The organism is Microvirga sp. VF16, assembly GCF_016864375.1.
Taxonomy (GTDB): Bacteria; Pseudomonadota; Alphaproteobacteria; order Rhizobiales; family Beijerinckiaceae; genus Microvirga.
Window position 1 is genome coordinate 37,018 of sequence record NZ_CP069359.1, and the last position, 16,492, is coordinate 53,509.

Consider the following 16,492-nt stretch of genomic DNA (forward strand, 5'->3'; position numbering starts at 1 on the left):
CAACCATGGACCCACGCTTTAACGACATCGTCGACCGCCCTGAGAACAAGATATTCCAAGTCGTCTTCTTCCCGGATCGGGTCTACCACGCACAGTACCTCAATGCGACACGAAGCGTGAGGTACCGCTACAATGTGCAGGAGGTCCGCGGCAAGGCTGACATCAATGTTCTCAAGGGAGAGGTGTATCTCGACGGCATTAAGCTCTGCAATTTCTTGCGCATCGAGTACCGCGGAACGCGTCTTGGGGAACTGTCGCGGGAAAAACTGCGGTTCCTTGGCCCGGACATTCTTGCCGAAGTCGGCATCCAGAAGGACGACGGGTGGATATGGGCATCGGTCCGGATGCACTATTGTCCATGGATCAGGGCCTACCAGGTCGAGCTTTGGGAAACGCTCGAACCACCCAGGAACAGGCGGCACGATTATCAGGTGCTAGACCTGATGGGGTTTGGTGGCTCGATTACCCGTGAGCCTAAGTTCGCCGACCTCCTGAAGGGAGCCGATCTAAAGCAGATCAAGCGGGTCAAACTGGCTTTCAGGGAAAATGACATCAACTACCCCAGCGGAGCGACGATAAACAAGGGTGAGGTCCAGTGGGACAACTTCTTCAGTCGCAACATCCAGGTTCCGAATAAGCCGAATGAACCAAGCAGTCCAGAGAACACCGTCGAGGACAAGAACTACGACATCTATTTTCAGAGAGGCTGGTTCATCAAGGATGTGGGCCAGATTACGCCGGTCAAGTACGTCAACGGCATGATGGAGCCTCCGAGCCGGGGATTTGATGAGACCAAGCAGAAAAACATTATCGAAATGCGATGGGTGTTTCAGCAGGAGTTTGGCGGGCCTGTGGTCTTTTTCCACGAGGTGACAATCCCGCCTGGGACATACGAAGGGGTCCATCAGCACATCGGAAGTGAGGAACTGTACTTCATCGTTGAAGGGGAGGGCGAGGCCTATCTCGGTAAAGATGACGACCCTAGCCTGGCCGATGTTAAACTGGAACAGGATCACATATTCGGGATAGGGACGAAGGATGTGCGGGTGCTGGATGTCGGCCCCCGTAGTGTCATCTTCACAAAGAGTGGCGGCATCCATGGGATTCGAAACAAATCGAAGACCAAGGATCTGCGTTTCGTTGCCTTCCTATACCACAGTGCCTGAGCCACGAGCCGAAGGGGAGGAAACGGAATGCGGATCCTAGACGAGGAAATCGGGAAGGTTCATCTTGTTCAGCCGCCAGCAAAGCCGAACTACGATGAGAAGAACCCGATCGGCAAGCTCTTGGCTATGGTGGAGGGCGTTGCTCTCGCTGCGGGACGCGAGCACTATTTGGCGGATCACCTGCAGTACCTTTTCCCGATCTCCACCGTGGAACTCTATGGCCCATCTGGCGACCAGTGGCAGGTCCGAGATCCCCGCCAACAGGACAACCGCAACGACTTCCAAAAGCAGAACGTGAGGGATTTCACGCTTCAGGGGATCGAGATTGTCCGAGGTTACGCCGCGATCGGAAATTGGATTGGGTCATTCATCAACATTGCCTACTTCCCGAAGCCCGGATCGCCTTTGTTGAACCCGGATGGGACCTACCGCGCCAACTCCGTCAAACTCTACCTGAAAGTCGGAGATAAGGCGGGCACAGAACCGATCACCGTGCCCCTGAACGAGGAGATGCACCGTTTCCAAGTCGAGCTGTGGGCGGTTGACGACCCCGCAATGCTTGATGGCCTCGACGAGAAGGGAAAGGCGTCCCTCAAGAACGGCACGCTCCTTGCCCGGCCGGATCTCGTCAAGGGAACGTACGATCAGCTGTACGGACATTCGTTCAATGGGATCCGGCAGGAGGCGCTGAAGCAGGATCAAGGCGTCGGGATGCTTGATTATGTCCCTGATCACACGATGCACCCGGTTCGCCCCCTTCGCCTCGAGATGGCGTGGGGCAGCGAGGATGGAGAGCGTTGGGATTCCCGTGAAGGCACCAACTACCGATTTGAATTCGCGATGAGCCAGCGCGGATGGAACCACTACCTCGGCGTCGGCAAGAGCCGGAACCCCCATGGCGGCCTAAAGGGGCTCGAATTTAGAAACCTGTACTCGAACTATTTCGGTTATGAGGGCCGGCGGCAGGCGATCTTTGGCGGAAACACGCTTAGCGAGCTGGGACGGGAGTTGCCCGACTGGAGCTTTGATGCGGACGGGAACCGCCCCCCCGGCGTCAAACGCGAAGCCTTCATGACCGTCGACTATATGGATCTGCACATCCTTGAGCCGAATGCGGTCATCGGCATTCACCGCCATCGGGACAATCAGGAAGCCTTCTTGGTCATGGAGGGCAAGGCGCTGATGGTAATCGGGGACTGGGCGGAGAGGAAGGAGCGTCAGCGTGCGTTCGAGATCCGAACGATGCGCCCAGGTGACATCTCCCTGGTCAAGGGTGGGCAGATGCATGCGCTCGCGAACAGCCTTGATGAGAATGTCCTGTTGTTCATGTTCGGCGGCTACGACTGAGACGATGAAACCGGGGGCGGGCATGCCGATCACGCAGGATCATATCGACGCGTCCACTCCCATGGGCGTCAATCTGGTCGATGGGGGAGCAACCATCCGGGTTTGGGCCCCGAGCGCCAAATCCGTCCACATAGTCGGAAAGCTCGCCGGCGGAGAGGAATGGCAGCCAACGGATGCGAACAGGCTGGTCCGGAGCGCCAACGGCTATTGGTCGGGATTCCTGGCAGGCGTCAAGGAAGGCGACGAGTATCGATTCTATGTGCATGGGAGAGGCACGTCCGGGCACAAACGGGATCCATATGCGCGGGAGCTGACAAGGCGCCCTCCTTATCCAGGTTCCAACTGCGTCGTGAGAAACCCGAACGCCTTCCCCTGGCACGACCAAGGCTGGCGGGCGCCGCCCTACAACGACCTCGTGATCTATCAATTGCATGTCGGAACATGGTGGGGCCGGGATCCCGAGGAAGAGGTCGCGACATTCCTCGATGTGCTGAAAGGGCTCGATTACTTGGCCGATCTGGGCGTCAACGCCGTCCAGATGCTGCCGATCGGAGAGTTCGCGGCACCGAGAAGCCTTGGCTATGGAGGGTCCGACCTGTTCTCGCCCGAGAACGATTACACGGTCGAGACCGTCTCGGACGCCCAATTGCTCATGGTCAACACCTACCTGGCCCGGCACGGCAAGGCGCCCGTGACACGGGAGCTGATATCAGCCCCCAGCAATCAGCTGAAAATCCTCGTCGATCTCTTCCACCTTCATGGCATGGCGGTCATCTTCGATGTCGTCTACAACCACGCTGGCAGCGAGATCCGGGGGCAAGACGACGGCATCTGGTTCTTCGATCGCGATAGAAGCGCGAACTGGAACGCCAGCCTCTACTTTACCGATCAGGATTGGACCGGACCTGTCTTTGCCTTCTGGAAGTCAGAGGTGAGGCAGTTTCTGATCGACAATGCCGCCTTCTTTGTGAAGGAGTATCATGTCGACGGCTTCCGCTACGACGAGACGAGCGTCATCGACAGATCGAGTTCGTGGGGCTGGCCGTTCCTACAGGACTGCACGTCGACCGTAAGGCATGCAGATCGCAGCGTCATACAGATTGCCGAGTATTGGAACGTGAGTCCCTGGGTGGTGCGGCGGAAGGAAGACGGGGGTGCCGGCTTCGACGCTACCTGGAGCGATGGCCTGCGGGAGAGCGTAAGGAAAGCGATCGAAGAGGCGTCTCGTGGCCGCGATGCCCATGTGGACCTCCATTCGGTTGCCCATAACATCGCGCGAGCTGATTTCCCGAGCAGGTGGAAGAGGGTCGAGTACGTAGAGAGCCATGATCACGTGTACCGGGACCGGGACAAGCGGGTGGCGAGACTCGGCGACGGCAGCAACCCTCGCTCCTGGTATGCGAGGAGCCGGGCCCGCGTGGCGTCTGGGATCGTGCTGACCTCACCCGGGATCCCGATGATCTTCATGGGGCAGGAAGTGCTCGAGGACAAGCAATGGAGCGACAACCCGAGCTATTTCAAGGACGTGCTCATTTATTGGGACGGTCTCATGGGCGACCGGGTGATGATCGACCATCTCCGGTTCCACCGCGAGCTGATCCGCTTCCGGAGACGGCATCCGGCGCTGCGTGGGGAGGGAGTTCATATCATCAGCGTTGACGACTTGAATCGCGTTCTTGCTGTCCAGCGATGGGTTGAAGGGCAGGGTCGGGATGTTGTCATCCTAGTATCCCTGAATGAATCGACCCTTCACGACTATCAGGTAGGTGTGCCGCGCGCCGGCGACTGGATCGAGGGATTCAACAGCGATGTTTACGATAACTGGGTGAACCCCAACGTTGCAGGCAATGGTGGACGGGTCCGGGCCTTCGAAAGCGGATATCACGGGATGCCGGCCTCCGCAAAAGTTGTGATTCCCGCCAATGCCGTCTTGGTGTTCACGTCCGATCCTGGCGATCCTGACTGACTGATCAACTACTCTCACGGAGCATGCTGGCACAATAGAAGTGGCTCCAAGAAACCCAGCCATTCATCCGGATTCTGAAAGATTGTGTTATAGCATGGGACGGGAAGTCGGATCCGATGGGTTCTGCACCTCAGTGATCCTGAAGCGTCCGGCGGCGCGTTCACTTTTGGGTTCGATGCTCTAGCCTAGCTCGATTGCGGCTATATGGATCTTCTGTAGACTGAATCGCCCTGGAGAGCTAACGTTTCATTTACACCTTGAGGTCTCTGGGAACTCCTACATCTCGAGGTGGAAACTTATTCTCAACCAGGCTATAAGCTGGAATATGGAGAGTTGGAATGAAATACCTACTCCTGTCGCTAGCCACGTTCCTAATGTATGTTGGACCGGTTGCTAGCGCTTTAGCAGGGAAAATACAAAATGGTGGTCCAATGTGAGCAAAGATCACGCATCGCATTTACTATTTTTGACCTGAGCGATTCGTCGGAGCAACTGATCAGAAAGTTCTTTTTCTGTTTCGCTAAAGTCCGATTGAGACAAGTCGAAATATCTTTTAAATAAACGTTCTGAATTGGCGAGGTGCGCTTCAGCAGATAGGCATGCTGATTGAGGTGGTTTCTGAGTATTTCCGTTTAGCAGAACCGCGCCCAGTGCTAGAATGCTTCTGGCGTTAGCCTGAAAGACCAATGCTCGATTTGTATTATCTAAGCGGGAATTAAGATGCTTGTTGCTGCGCCAGCGTTCTTTATCGCTCGACGATAGCCAGATTGCTGGAGATGCTCGGAAGCCAATTGGCTCGCGGCTCAAAGTAGCGAGAATTTCCTGGAGTTCATCAAAAAAACCTTGCCATTGCAGCTTTCTATGGTCTTCGATGGCTTCTTGGCTTGTAATTGCTCTGTTAAATACATCCACATAAGATGTCATGATGACAAAGCGATTACGCTCATAGTACTGTAAGAGATCTTCTGCAGAAATTCTTTTAGATTTATATTCAACGTATGCGTTCTTATCTGCATTTAATGCGGCATTTAGATGGGATAAGATACTATCAACTGCTTCATAGGCAATGTCTAAGTTTGATAAGAGACCATCAGTGCTCCAATCAAGTTCTGAGCGCATCTTGGCATCGGAAAGCTGATAAAAGAAATTCATAATATCTGGGCTTAGCGCCGCTTGGCTGAACTTGTACTTTTGATCTATTGCTTGCAAGTAGGAAATTTTTGCGTTGAAATCTTGTGTAAGCGCAATCAAGTCTGCCACGGAGGCGATTACATAAGGTGGTAAATGCCTCGCTTTGTCCTCCGCTAGCCATCCGCGCATAGTGTCAATAACAGGGCTGATTGGTTGGATCGTCTGCGAAGGTGCTTCGATATCGCTACCAATCTGAGCCTCAGCCTGCCCTTCGGCGGCTAACCAATTGATTGCTCGTTCCCCGGAAGCTCTCCTATCCCCTTGTGTTAGCTGAGCTGTCGTAGCTAACTGGGAAATCAACTCGGCCTCTTCTTGGCAAGAGATGCCTAATGCTTGAGCTTCCTGAAGCAGCTTGGCTGGTAGTTCAAGCGTCGCCGCAATCAATCGCTCAAGATCGAATTTCTGCCTTTGCTCGCCCTCACTCAACGAGAATGCCTGCCAAGCTGTGGCGACCCGAGCGAGCTCCCCAGATGCTCCCGTGAAACGAGGCTCGATTCGGCTTTCGATGCATCCAGTCATTACTGCTACCGGACGAACGAGTTGGTTAAGAATTGCCTCAGTAACACGGTATGACCCATCTTGTGTCTCGTTCAATCCCATCAGCTTAGTTACGGGTCCAGCTGTAACATCATAAGACTGAATAAAATCCTGCCATGCGCTCAATGTTGCTTTCGAGTTCGCTCTGCCAGATCCAGTTTGCTTTAATGTCTCTTTTGTCTGCGTTTGCGCAGCAGCCATCTTGATCTCAGCGCCACCGACTGAGAATTCTTCAATGCGATCAAGCACATTTGTAAACATGAGGAGTGGGAGGGCAAATATGGCCAGCAGTAAACCAATCTGTACCGATCTATTTTGATGTTCTGGGGGCCCAAAGAGCGCAAGACGGAGATCGCCTCCTAGACCAGTCAGTGCCTTCCGGCTGCGCCAGGCGAGAAATCCCAAAACAAAGAACAGAATGCCAATTAAGTGCCCAGAGCCAACGGCAGCCGCAAGCAGTAACGAAATCAGGGGCGGTAAAAAACCGCCATGATATGCAAATGTAGAAATTATAATAAGTATCAGTATAGATAGCCACAATGCCGCAAAGCCTGTCAGTGTAGCTTCGTGCGGCGGAGATTTCTCGACAATGCTGTTGCCGTTATTCCTTCTATTGCGAATAGATCTATCCAATTCCAGTAGATATGCAAAGGAGAGGCCGAGTATGGCCGAAATCAGAGTCCAGAACATCATTGTATGTCTGCCTTCCGACCGCGTGAGTCATGTTCATTTTCCCATTAGTGAAAGCACCACGGGAACATCCGCACTTGAGGTAATATAAGGCATATTGAATAGTAGAATTCCGTACTATTTATAATAGCGATACTCATTCATTGATATTTGGATATTCCGAACTACCCAATTGTACTAGTTGACGTAGCGTATCAAACTCCCGTGCAAGAGGAATAACCGTCCGTCCACCTTGCTCACGCCGCCCAGAATATGGTCCTCGGAGGTTGGAAAGTCGAACTCCTCCCCCTGCAGGGAATGCAGAGATGAAAGCGATATCGGAATTCCTTCTCCTTGCCGGTCGTGTCTCATGACGGAGGAACAGCAGATGGTTCCTTCTGAAGAACCTAAGGAAGATCTAGAGCCTCCCGCCGAGGAATCGGAGAAAAGTCTTGAGAGAGCTTTGACAAGCAAACCCCAGTCAACTCTGGAGCTTGTTCGTGAACAAGCTCTGAAGACAGCAACCACTACCGTGATCGCGGCAGTGACAGTTTGGTTGCCAGCTTTTGTTGGAGGACAGTTCGATGGCATTCGATGCGCGGTCACTCGTTGGTTTGGTCATGTTTGCTAATGCGGTAATAATTGTTGGCACGATAAGTGAAACAAAAGCTCAGGGGGTCGAACAGTGCAAAGTGGACGATAACACAACACGCGGGGAAGTTTTGGCGCGCCTTGAACTGCTTACTAATTCAACTTTCTACAGTTCAACAAAGATTGTCTGACGTGGAAGCGGAACTAGCACCATTCAGAAGAGCTGGCGGAGCGGTAGTAGCTTTTCGTGATGATAAATGTCCAAATGGTTGGTCCGAAATGTCGGAGCTGAGGGGGCGTTTCATTATTGGTGCTGGTACAGGGGAGGGGCTTGCCTCTCGACCATACGGCTTCCAGGAGGCACAGAGGCCCTTCAGTTAACCCCCTGAGAACCTGCCACCTCATCAGCACGACGTATATTCTCACGCGGGGGTGATTGTGGGGCCAACCTCCGGAACGCCTGGTGCAGGCAGCGAAGACCCGAATGTGACTTCGCGGGTGCTAACGGGAAAAACCGGGTCAGGGCCTGGGGCTGCCGCGCCCATCAGATTCATGCCTCCCTACTATGCGCTAACGTTTTGTAAACGAGATCGATGATGCACCACCACGTCAGACTTTTGATCTGCGCCTCCTTATAGCAGCCCATGCAGAGCACCTCGGCCAAGCCTCGCGCGTCACTACGGTCTGACTTGTTGGGGCTGGTTGAGAGAGCTGCATGGGCGTGACGAGCATCCATGCATACGACCGGCAGGTCTTCCGCTTTCGCCGCGCTCCAGATCCAGACAGAAGTCGCGCCGGTCTCCAGCCCGATCTTGACCGCATGAAGGGCTTTGCCCGGACCAAGCGCATCAGGCCCGTTGGTTGGGATGGAACAGAGCCCTGATAAGCCAAGTGCCCTTTCCCAACGAGGAGGCACACGCTGGTCTTGTTAAGAGAGACATCAAAGGCGATGTAATAGCCCATGAGGCTCTCCCTGGTGCCGACGTTGAACCAGGACCAGCTCTAGACAGCTCTGTGCAAGGGAGGATCGCTCGCCCCGACTACCCCATGTTTGAGAAAAGGTACCAAGTTTGTTGAAAGAGCAAAAACGAAAAAGGGCCTAGCTTGATGCCGGGCCCTCTGTTTCACGAGCGTCTCAAAGGACGCCCTTGACCTTGCTCATGAACGTATCGAGGAAGCAACCTCAATCGTCAGTGAGGCCGTCAAAGTCGTTAGGCTAGCTGGTCATCGACAGAGCCTTGCCATAGGCGACCACCATGAGAATTAGGCCCTCCACGGCACGCCGTGCTGCCTTGACTGCATCTTCATCCGATGGTTGAATAACACATTGTTGACTGGTTGCGCTTCTAGTAGCTGTGGGTTCTTGCCCGCGTTTCGGGATTCCGCTACCGACCGAGGATCCAACCTTCCCATGTCAGTGCCGGCTCCGATCCGACCGTTGCCTCCGGACGACGGCCATCAGCAACCTCAATCATCTTGAGAAGGCCTGCGAGGGCGTCGAAGGCATCCTCTCCCGAAGCTGCTTCTCCGAACCCGTCGCGGACTGCTGTTTCGGCCGCATCAGAAAGGTGAACGGAGTAGGCGGCGGCCCAATCTAGAATGGCAGGTGCCTTAGACGCACGGTCGGAACGCCGACGCTTACTCTCCCCACTGCGGAAGGCTGCGTTGAACATACGGTAGGCTTCAGCCGGGTATGTTTCGGCGAGAACGACATCACTACGCGCTGAAAGTTCGGCCAGTGAGCCGTCGAATGGCCATAGGGCTGCACCTCGCTCCAGAGCAGCTCTAACAACCTCTCTCCATCCTGATATTGCGGCACGGCCCGCTTGGTTGCCGCCGAGAGTCCAAAACAGTGAGCATGCGGCCTGTCGATCGGAGGTTCTCCGCTCGCAGGTGCGGAGGAGGCTATCGAACGACTCCATTCCAAGCCCTGCAACTAGCGAAGACCGTGAAACTCCCTTGAGGCTTCCCTTTGGATAGAATGGTCTTCTAATGGAAACATCATCAGGCTGATCGACCACGTCGAAGAACTGCGCCCAATCGCCCTCGCCGAAATTCCGTAAGCCATCCCTAAAGTCGACAAGACCTGTCTTGCTGCCGTAGGCGCTGGGAATACCTATCGGAAAATCAAAACCCACCAATGTGCGGCCACCGTGTGCGTTGCTAAAAATGCCATCGAGAAATGTGGGGATCGCACCGACAGGACAAGGAGCGGACACCTTCCACAAACCGTTGTCGCGTATAGCCGACGCTTGCCAGCGCTTGCGAGGGTCGACACTCCAATCGGCATGGATCAGGTGGTCAAACATCAAGTTTCCTTTGGTGATCGGCTTTCGCTCGAACCAGGACAAGTTACCCCAAAAGTATCTTCCATAAGTTTGATAAGCAACGCTGCGCCGCAACCTATTTCACAAGTTCCTATCTACATTGGCGGCTGCCTTCGGAGGGCTGTCAGCGGATGAGCTGTGCGGCTGAAGTATGTTCAAGAGGTTCTGATGGATCGCTGGCCAATCTTCATTAAGGTCAACGGTGACCGCCGATATCAAATGTCCTCCGATCTCATACCCCACATTGAGAGCTCTTCCGACAGTGGGATATAACAAGATCCCTCGTGCCCGCGCATCGTTGCCACCTGCCCTCTCAAGGTTCTTGAGATAGGCAAAGATCTGATACAGATGGCTCGACCAGATCTTTTCTGATCTCATATGGGTCGATAGCGTCTTCCGATAATATTTCGTACCAATAACGACTGTCTCAGCAACGAAGCGCAGCGTGACGTCCGTCCGCATCATGGGGAGATAGGCAGTGTGTTCCTGTTCGGGCGCGGTTGCATCCCGACTAATCAATTCGCTCCCGGCTGAAAACTCGCTCTGCTCACGCCGATAGAAGTTGCCAACGAAGGCTCCGAACACGGCAGACATACGCTCTTCATCTTTGAGAATATTCGCAAACCTCGCTCCTTCTCCCGACGCTCGCGGGAGGAGATCCTCATACAGGAGTCGGCAGATTTTCAGCAGCAGATCGTAATGCGCAGTATTTCAGGAGAGCTGCACTCTTCTAAACAGCTCACTCGACAGTCTCACGTCACTGATGCCGTCCAGTTGTCTGCACAAAACCCGAAGTCGGTGGGCAAGATCAGAGTCAACTTGACCTACATTGCTCAGTCGCCGCGCCGCTGCTTTGATGATCTGGTTATGCGGAACATCACGCTGCAACTCATCGAACCGACAGTAAGCGCGAGCGTGTTGAAGGAGGTTCCGCCGTAATGTCTCATTGAGCACAATCCGCCCACGAACGGACGAGGTCTCCTCCTCGTGCTCACGGTATCCCTAATCAAGCCCTCTTCGGATAAGCCTTTCGATGCCATTGATCAGCACCTTCGCGAACAGGTCGAGCGGTCCTGGACTTTCCTCTGTCCCGACAGACAACGCTTTCCCCTCCGGGAAGCGGTCCCAGGCATAGCAAAACAGATAGTAGAGATTTCGAATAGGAATGGTAGCGGCCATTGGAGCTAGTCCGTTAACCGCTCAACCCACTCCTCAACCCTGCTGGGGCTGTCAGCCCAATATTCCTCGAGCAGCGGTGCAATTTCCGTTTGCACAATGCGTGCCTACCACGCCTCGTCAGCGACTGTACCATCCGGGATAGTCGCAAAGAAGCTATGTCCGATACAAAAGCCTGGTCCAAGGTCCGACTTGTTATCGCTGATTGCCTCGTTCAAGGCGGTCATCGACGTCACAAGTCTCGTAACGAGCGCCTCGGTTGCTCCTCTGGAGAGCAGCTGGGTTCGGAACTTTGGTGCTCCAAATTGGGGACGTAGCGTAAGGAACGCGAAACGCCTACGAAGGGCATAGTCCACGAGGGATAGGGAGCGATCCGCTGTGTTCATCATCCCGAGAATATAGACATTCTCTGGGACATAGAACCGGGCTTCCGAGCTTTCAGCATAGGCAAGCTTTGTAGCCCAATCTGGCCCCCTTTTGTCCGGCTCGATCAGGAGCATGAGCTCACCTAAGATCTTGCTTAGGTTGCCACGATTGATCTCGTCAATAACGAAAACATACTTCGTTTCAGGATCGGCTAGGGCTCTCTCACAGAACTCAAGGAAGACACCCGGCTTCAATGTGAAGCCATTGGATGAGGGTCTATAGCCCTGAACGAAATCCTCGTACGACTAAGACTGATGAAACTGCACTGTGCGAAGGCGGCTTGGATCCCGATGGCCCATCAGGGTATACGCCATGCGCTTTGCGATAAAGGATTTGCCCACGCCTGGTCGTCCTTGGAGGATGAGGTTCTTCTTAGACCGCCAGACCTCAAGTGCATTAATAAATTCACTCCTAGGCATGAAGATCCCATCCATCGCCTGATCGATGGTGAATGGTTCAAGGACCCTCTCGTCAGCCGGCTTTCTGACCTCTATCTTGCTTAGCGAAACTAGCTGCTTCAGAGCTTCAACAAGCTCAGGAGCATTCGTCAGATCAGTCAGGGTTTTGATAGGCAACGAAGTGGCGGTCGACCATTCGCCCCGGCTTTGCCAGTGAACCGCACGGACATTACGGAGGTCGGCGCGTTCCGGGTGGTATTCAAACTCTCCAACAACAGCGCCATGACCAACGATCGTCGTTCGGCCTCGCTTAGCAAAAACCAGATCGCCTGGGCGCATTGTGCTGACAAAGTCAAAGCAGGTTCTGGCATTGTTCTGCCGGCGGGTGCTGTCCCCGTAAACCTCCTGCATTGCGGTCATGAGATCGTCGATGGACCCAAATCGGCTCAGATCGCCTAGTTCGTCCCAGCCGATGCCCATCAAGCCACTCTCGTAGAACTCGTCCCAGTGATCTGCTCCCTCACCCGGCGCATAGAGCCATACTCGTTGATTGGGATGCGATGAGACTGCTGCTTGCTGTAGACTCTCCACAAGAAGCTCCCGCAGGGCCTCTGCATGGTTCTGAGGAAGGGAAAAAGTGCTGTAATTCGCAAACCGCAAGATCATCAGATCCGATAGCCGCGGTTCCGCAGCAATCGTACTGCGAAGAAGCGTGGTCGATAGCCGCTGGTCAATGCGGATGCGGACTCGCAATTTTGGTCCAGCAAACCTATCTGTATCGATAAGATAGGGAAGTTCCTCAGGACCATTTTCGATCTGAGAGGCTTCACTGATGACGGTCGCGGTCGCGATGATCCCAGCATCGCGACCTGCCCGCCAGAGAAAAGCGCTGTCGCCAATATTAGGTCTCTTCCCTTTCTCCGGCACAGTCCAGGTGACTTCTGTTAAACTTTTGATAGCTCCATCCATGTCGAATAGCTTCGGGTTCCCTTGGAAGATCCAAGACTGCTTGGCGCTCGGGAGCTCCTGGGTGTTCTGGGCGAGTGAGATTTCATATCCCTGGAGCACGGCATCAAGGTCAGCGTTCAAGACGTCGTCGTCAGGAACATGACCTTTCGGATAGAACTTATAGGCAATGGTGCTGCTCTCATAATCGAGCCCGAGATCGCCTTCGGTTCGGAGATCGATATCATCGTCCAGTCTGAACTCAGCCTTGCGCAAGAGATCTAAGCTGGCCCGGAGACCTGCTCTGCGCTGGCTGAGTGACCGACGACCCTGAGCACGTCCTTCACGCTGAATGACTTCCGTGACACCCTGATTGAGGGCGAGATAAACGCCCGACATATCTTCTGGAAACAGGAAGACGCAGTAAATCCCACGCTGGGTGGAGTTTGTCTCTCGCTGATCCATCAATGCGATCCAGGGGACCCTTGCCCAGTTTCCAGCGCCAAGGCTCCAGCTCACCCGCACATGCAGGCGACTTGCTACGGCGGGTAGCTGCTCCAGTCCAGTACGGATACGGGTCATGAGAGCCTTTAGGTCATCATGCCCTCCAAAGAGCTCCTTCCGTCGAACTGGAAGCTGCTCGAGCAATGCATCAATTTCTGGACCGACTGGTTGCTGAGGCGTTTGACTGGAATTGCTTACACTGACCCAAGCCTCTCCAGAACTGCCCGGACGGTTGCCTCACCGCCGCTGAACTCATTCGACGCAAGGGCACCACGCTCAGGGAACTGGTATCCGTATGCAGCGCCTACGATGGCTTTGGAGTCATATCGCCTTCCGTCATGCTCCAGGAAAAAGCTTCGTGCTGGTCCAAACCGGTACTTTTCGAGGAACCGCTCTCTTCCGAGTTGGTCAAATTCACGGATTGCGTCCAGTACGGCGTCGCGGCTCGTAAGTTCAGACAGAAGCATTGGTCGGCGATACCTTATGATCGTTGCCGCCTCAGATTAATGTCTCGAACCCAAATTGCTAGGCTTATAACTAGAGCATCATCAAGCTGCGGGGCTCAGACAGTTCTATGGGGTACTATGCCATGTCCATGGCTCATACTTACCAACGTCGGGTTGATCGTTCCGATGTGCGCGCTGTAGCCCCTTCAAACACCGAGCAACAGGATGTTGCATGGACGGAATCAACCGGGTGTTGATTTCTAATGTAAGAATGGGCAGCCGCTCCGGGTCCTTCCTCGGATCGCGGGCTTCCGGGGGGTCCGCGGAGCCCCGGCTTCTGAGGCTTTTCAGTTTTTTCCGACACGCATCTTTTCCTGTTACCGAACTTTTTTCAGTTACACGTCAGTTACAAACTCGGTTACAGCACAAAACCCTTACTTTTCAACTATTTATCCTGATTTGTAACCGATAACTGAGATATTAAAGCGCTTTTGATCTGGGCTTGAATCCATTCGGGTGGTCTGTGCGTTGACGGGGATATGGCTCAGGAGGCGAGCGATGCCCCAGCCCTATTCTCCCGATTTGCGCGAACGTGTTCTTGTCGCCTGCGAGCGCGGCGACCTTCCTCAGGTCGAGATTGCCCGCCGCTTCCAGGTCTGCCCCGCCACCGTCTCGAACTGGCGCCGCCAGGAGCGCGAAGAAGGCCGACGCTGCCCCAAGCCGCACAGCGGCGGTGTGCCCTCGCGCCTGGATGCCGCAGCTCTGGAGGTGCTGCGCCAACTCGTGCTTGAGGACAATGACGCGCTGCTGCGTGAGTACCGCGAACGCCTGGCCGAGCGCACCGGCGTGACGGTGTGTCTGGCGGTGATCTGTGAGGCGCTCAAGCAGCTCAAGCTGCGTCCGAAAAAAAGACGCTTCGGGCGGCCGAGCAGGAGCGGCCCGAGATTGCCGCTGAGCGCGAGGCCTACCGCCAGCAGATGAGCGAGATTCCCGCAGAACGGTTGGTGTTCCTGGACGAAAGCGGGGTGACGACCAAGATGGCCCGCACCCACGCCCGAGCGCCGCGTGGGCAACGCGCCTATGGATCCATTCCCCTTGGCTCGTGGCAGCGGTTGACGGTGTTAGGGGCGCTCGCCTGTGAAGGCTTGGTGGCCACGATGAGCATCGAGGCGTCCACCTCGACCTCCGTGCTGCTGGCCTATCTCGAGCAGGTGCTGGTGCCCAAGCTCCAGCGGGTGAAGCCGGATGCCATTCTGGTGATGGATAACTTGCGCCCGCATCGCGCGACGGAAGTCGGCGAGCTTCTCGCTCAGGCCGGGATCGGGCTTTTGTACCTGCCGCGCTACTCACCGGAGTTCAACCCGATCGAGCACGCCTGGGCCAAGATGAAAGAGCGGCTCAAGGCGAAAGCGGCGCGCACTCTCGAAGCCTTGGAAGCAGAACTCAAACCAGCCCTCGACACCATCACCGCAAACGATGCCAAAGGTTGGATCAGGCATGCCGGCTATGCCCTACACTGAGACCAAAAGCGCTTTAGGGTAAAAGGCGGAAGAGTAGCGGGGAGATTCACCGCTCTCGCACGGGAGGGAGTGAAAAGGGGGTGAATGCGCGTATGTAAAGAGTTTCGTCAGTTACTCGGATACAAATTCTGAAAACGCCTAAAAGCTCAATTTCTGCAAGGACTTAAGCGTGTAACCTAGCTGTAACTAAGCCGTAACCAAGCCGGATTCCGGGATTTCGGTTACAGCCCGGAACGAAAAAGCCCCGCCGAAGGGCAGGGCAGTTGTCAAACTCTCGTTGATATTCCGAGTCACAAGCTCGACGTCGGCGGTTGATGCTCCATAAGCCGACGTCGCCGACAGTCGATCTTATGCGCCGTTGCACGGACCTCCTGCGCCTCGGCGAGAAGCAGTTTGATCCTGCGCCTCGGGATCTTCAGGGCCGCGAGGAACTCCAGGTCACGGGCCGCGTCCCGGAGCTTCCGCACTGCCTTGTGCATCACATGGGCCTCTGTGCTGTGAAGAGCAGCGGCTGTTTCGATCTCGTCGGTCATGTCATTCGCATGATAGCGTTCGAGCGCGTCACGCACGGGATGGAAGCGTTTCTTCATGGCCGTTACGGTGACCACGCCTTCAAGGTCACGGTCGCTCACTTTGACGCCGTCGTCAGGTGTGCCAGGGCCATTCGGGGTGACGTAATTCTCTTTTTTGAGCTCCTTGGCGCTGGGCTCCCGCTTCGTGGGCAGGGGACCGAGCAGGGCTTCAACATCGTCCTCATACTTCTCGGCGTCGAGATCCTCAAAGAGACTAGTCGGATCTTCCGAACCGCCAGACAGGTCGTCGTCGCCGTTATCATGATCCATCCCGAGATCCTCAAGCATTGCGAGCGCGTCATTGCATTCCTTCGGGAGCGCCGTGTATTGCTTATCAGTGACGTTATCGCGGACGGGCTTGGCGAGCCTTTCACCTAGCTTATCCATCATCAGTTCAAGCTTTTTGATCTTGCCGAGATTGCCGTTCCCGACACCAATTTTCAGCGGTTTGTCGCTGTGCTGAAAGGGCGCCTTCGAGCGTGTCGTCATTGCTCAGCACCCCCATTTTTGGGACGCTGAGCAAGCTTCAGCTCGAGAAGCTCCAGGAGAGTGCCGGGACTGGCGTGAGTTTTGCCGGAAACCGAAGCACGGAAGGTCTTGCGATTGCGCCCGAGAAGGGTGCAGACGTTACGGACCTCAAGTCCGTACTCGGCCACCAATGCATTGAATCGTTCAGTCTTGCCTCCGCAAGATGCTTGATTTTGCATGTCT

General features: G+C 54.9%; 12 protein-coding genes and 2 pseudogenes. 7 read left to right on the top strand and 7 right to left on the bottom strand.

Annotated elements, in window-relative coordinates:
* Nucleotides 1-5: 5 nt before the first annotated feature.
* From JO965_RS45570 to JO965_RS45580, 3 genes are read left to right on the top strand one after another with little or no spacing between them, the layout of a single operon-like run.
* Nucleotides 6-1,166 (top strand): cupin domain-containing protein, encoded by a 1,161-nt coding sequence (locus tag JO965_RS45570; RefSeq protein WP_203448312.1) that lies wholly within the window; start codon nt 6-8, stop codon nt 1,164-1,166.
* 27 nt (nt 1,167-1,193) lie between these two features.
* On the top strand, nt 1,194-2,513 hold the full coding sequence (locus JO965_RS45575) for a cupin domain-containing protein (protein ID WP_203448314.1): 1,320 nt from the start codon (nt 1,194-1,196) through the stop codon (nt 2,511-2,513).
* Nucleotides 2,514-2,535: 22 nt separating this feature from the next.
* Entirely contained in the window at nt 2,536-4,479 is a 1,944-nt protein-coding gene (locus tag JO965_RS45580) for an alpha amylase C-terminal domain-containing protein (RefSeq protein ID WP_203448315.1), read from the top strand.
* Between the two features lie 444 nt (nt 4,480-4,923).
* Here JO965_RS45580 and JO965_RS45585 read toward each other — a convergent pair whose 3' ends face one another.
* Nucleotides 4,924-6,900 (bottom strand): hypothetical protein, encoded by a 1,977-nt coding sequence (locus JO965_RS45585; RefSeq protein ID WP_203448317.1) that lies wholly within the window; start codon nt 6,898-6,900, stop codon nt 4,924-4,926.
* A 560-nt stretch (nt 6,901-7,460) separates the two neighbouring features.
* Between JO965_RS45585 and JO965_RS45590 the strand changes: the two genes are divergently transcribed.
* Nucleotides 7,461-7,658: a hypothetical protein gene (locus JO965_RS45590; RefSeq protein WP_203448319.1), complete on the top strand. Its 198-nt coding sequence runs from the start codon at nt 7,461-7,463 to the stop codon at nt 7,656-7,658.
* Nucleotides 7,659-8,182: 524 nt separating this feature from the next.
* Nucleotides 8,183-8,350, top strand: a complete 168-nt coding sequence (locus JO965_RS45595; RefSeq protein ID WP_203448320.1) for a hypothetical protein — start codon at nt 8,183-8,185, stop codon at nt 8,348-8,350.
* Between the two features lie 502 nt (nt 8,351-8,852).
* Here JO965_RS45595 and JO965_RS45600 read toward each other — a convergent pair.
* The 4 genes and pseudogenes from JO965_RS45600 to JO965_RS45620 all read right to left on the bottom strand — a co-directional run bounded on the left by JO965_RS45600 (nt 8,853) and on the right by JO965_RS45620 (nt 13,387).
* Nucleotides 8,853-9,776 carry a DUF429 domain-containing protein gene (locus JO965_RS45600; RefSeq protein WP_203448321.1) on the bottom strand — a complete coding sequence of 308 codons (924 nt, stop codon included), beginning with the start codon at nt 9,774-9,776 and terminating at the stop codon, nt 8,853-8,855.
* Nucleotides 9,777-9,875: 99 nt separating this feature from the next.
* Nucleotides 9,876-10,748 (bottom strand): annotated as a pseudogene (locus tag JO965_RS45605) (hypothetical protein).
* A 329-nt stretch (nt 10,749-11,077) separates the two neighbouring features.
* A pseudogene (locus JO965_RS45615) lies at nt 11,078-11,626 on the bottom strand (AAA family ATPase); the annotation flags it as partial.
* 15 nt (nt 11,627-11,641) lie between these two features.
* Nucleotides 11,642-13,387, bottom strand: coding sequence for an MrcB family domain-containing protein (locus JO965_RS45620; RefSeq protein WP_203448330.1), 1,746 nt, complete (start codon nt 13,385-13,387; stop codon nt 11,642-11,644).
* An 860-nt stretch (nt 13,388-14,247) separates the two neighbouring features.
* Here JO965_RS45620 and JO965_RS45625 point away from each other — a divergent pair.
* Nucleotides 14,248-14,670, top strand: coding sequence for a helix-turn-helix domain-containing protein (locus JO965_RS45625; protein ID WP_203447660.1), 423 nt, complete (start codon nt 14,248-14,250; stop codon nt 14,668-14,670).
* The gene (locus JO965_RS45630; RefSeq protein ID WP_203447954.1) at nt 14,634-15,209 is read left to right on the top strand and encodes an IS630 family transposase; all 576 of its coding nucleotides are present in this window, start codon (nt 14,634-14,636) and stop codon (nt 15,207-15,209) included. The genes JO965_RS45625 and JO965_RS45630 overlap by 37 nt, the downstream gene beginning before the upstream one ends.
* Nucleotides 15,210-15,499: 290 nt before the next feature.
* Here the strand turns inward: JO965_RS45630 and JO965_RS45635 are convergent, their stop codons facing one another.
* Nucleotides 15,500-16,270, bottom strand: a complete 771-nt coding sequence (locus JO965_RS45635) for a hypothetical protein (RefSeq protein WP_203448332.1) — start codon at nt 16,268-16,270, stop codon at nt 15,500-15,502.
* Entirely contained in the window at nt 16,267-16,488 is a 222-nt protein-coding gene (locus tag JO965_RS45640; RefSeq protein ID WP_203448333.1) for a hypothetical protein, read from the bottom strand. The genes JO965_RS45635 and JO965_RS45640 overlap by 4 nt, the downstream gene beginning before the upstream one ends.
* Between the last annotated feature and the right edge of the window lie 4 nt (nt 16,489-16,492).

Excerpts from the sequence above, each read along its gene's own strand:
- JO965_RS45635 (WP_203448332.1), bottom strand. The coding sequence starts at position 16,270 with ATGACGACACGCTCGAAGGCGCCCTTTCAGCACAGCGACAAACCGCTG.
- JO965_RS45600 (WP_203448321.1), bottom strand. The coding sequence starts at position 9,776 with ATGTTTGACCACCTGATCCATGCCGATTGGAGTGTCGACCCTCGCAAG.
- JO965_RS45625 (WP_203447660.1), top strand. The coding sequence starts at position 14,248 with ATGCCCCAGCCCTATTCTCCCGATTTGCGCGAACGTGTTCTTGTCGCC.
- JO965_RS45585 (WP_203448317.1), bottom strand. The coding sequence starts at position 6,900 with ATGATGTTCTGGACTCTGATTTCGGCCATACTCGGCCTCTCCTTTGCA.
- JO965_RS45570 (WP_203448312.1), top strand. The coding sequence starts at position 6 with ATGGACCCACGCTTTAACGACATCGTCGACCGCCCTGAGAACAAGATA.
- JO965_RS45580 (WP_203448315.1), top strand. The coding sequence starts at position 2,536 with ATGCCGATCACGCAGGATCATATCGACGCGTCCACTCCCATGGGCGTC.
- JO965_RS45590 (WP_203448319.1), top strand. The coding sequence starts at position 7,461 with ATGGCATTCGATGCGCGGTCACTCGTTGGTTTGGTCATGTTTGCTAAT.
- JO965_RS45640 (WP_203448333.1), bottom strand. The coding sequence starts at position 16,488 with ATGCAAAATCAAGCATCTTGCGGAGGCAAGACTGAACGATTCAATGCA.
- JO965_RS45595 (WP_203448320.1), top strand. The coding sequence starts at position 8,183 with ATGGGCGTGACGAGCATCCATGCATACGACCGGCAGGTCTTCCGCTTT.
- JO965_RS45575 (WP_203448314.1), top strand. The coding sequence starts at position 1,194 with ATGCGGATCCTAGACGAGGAAATCGGGAAGGTTCATCTTGTTCAGCCG.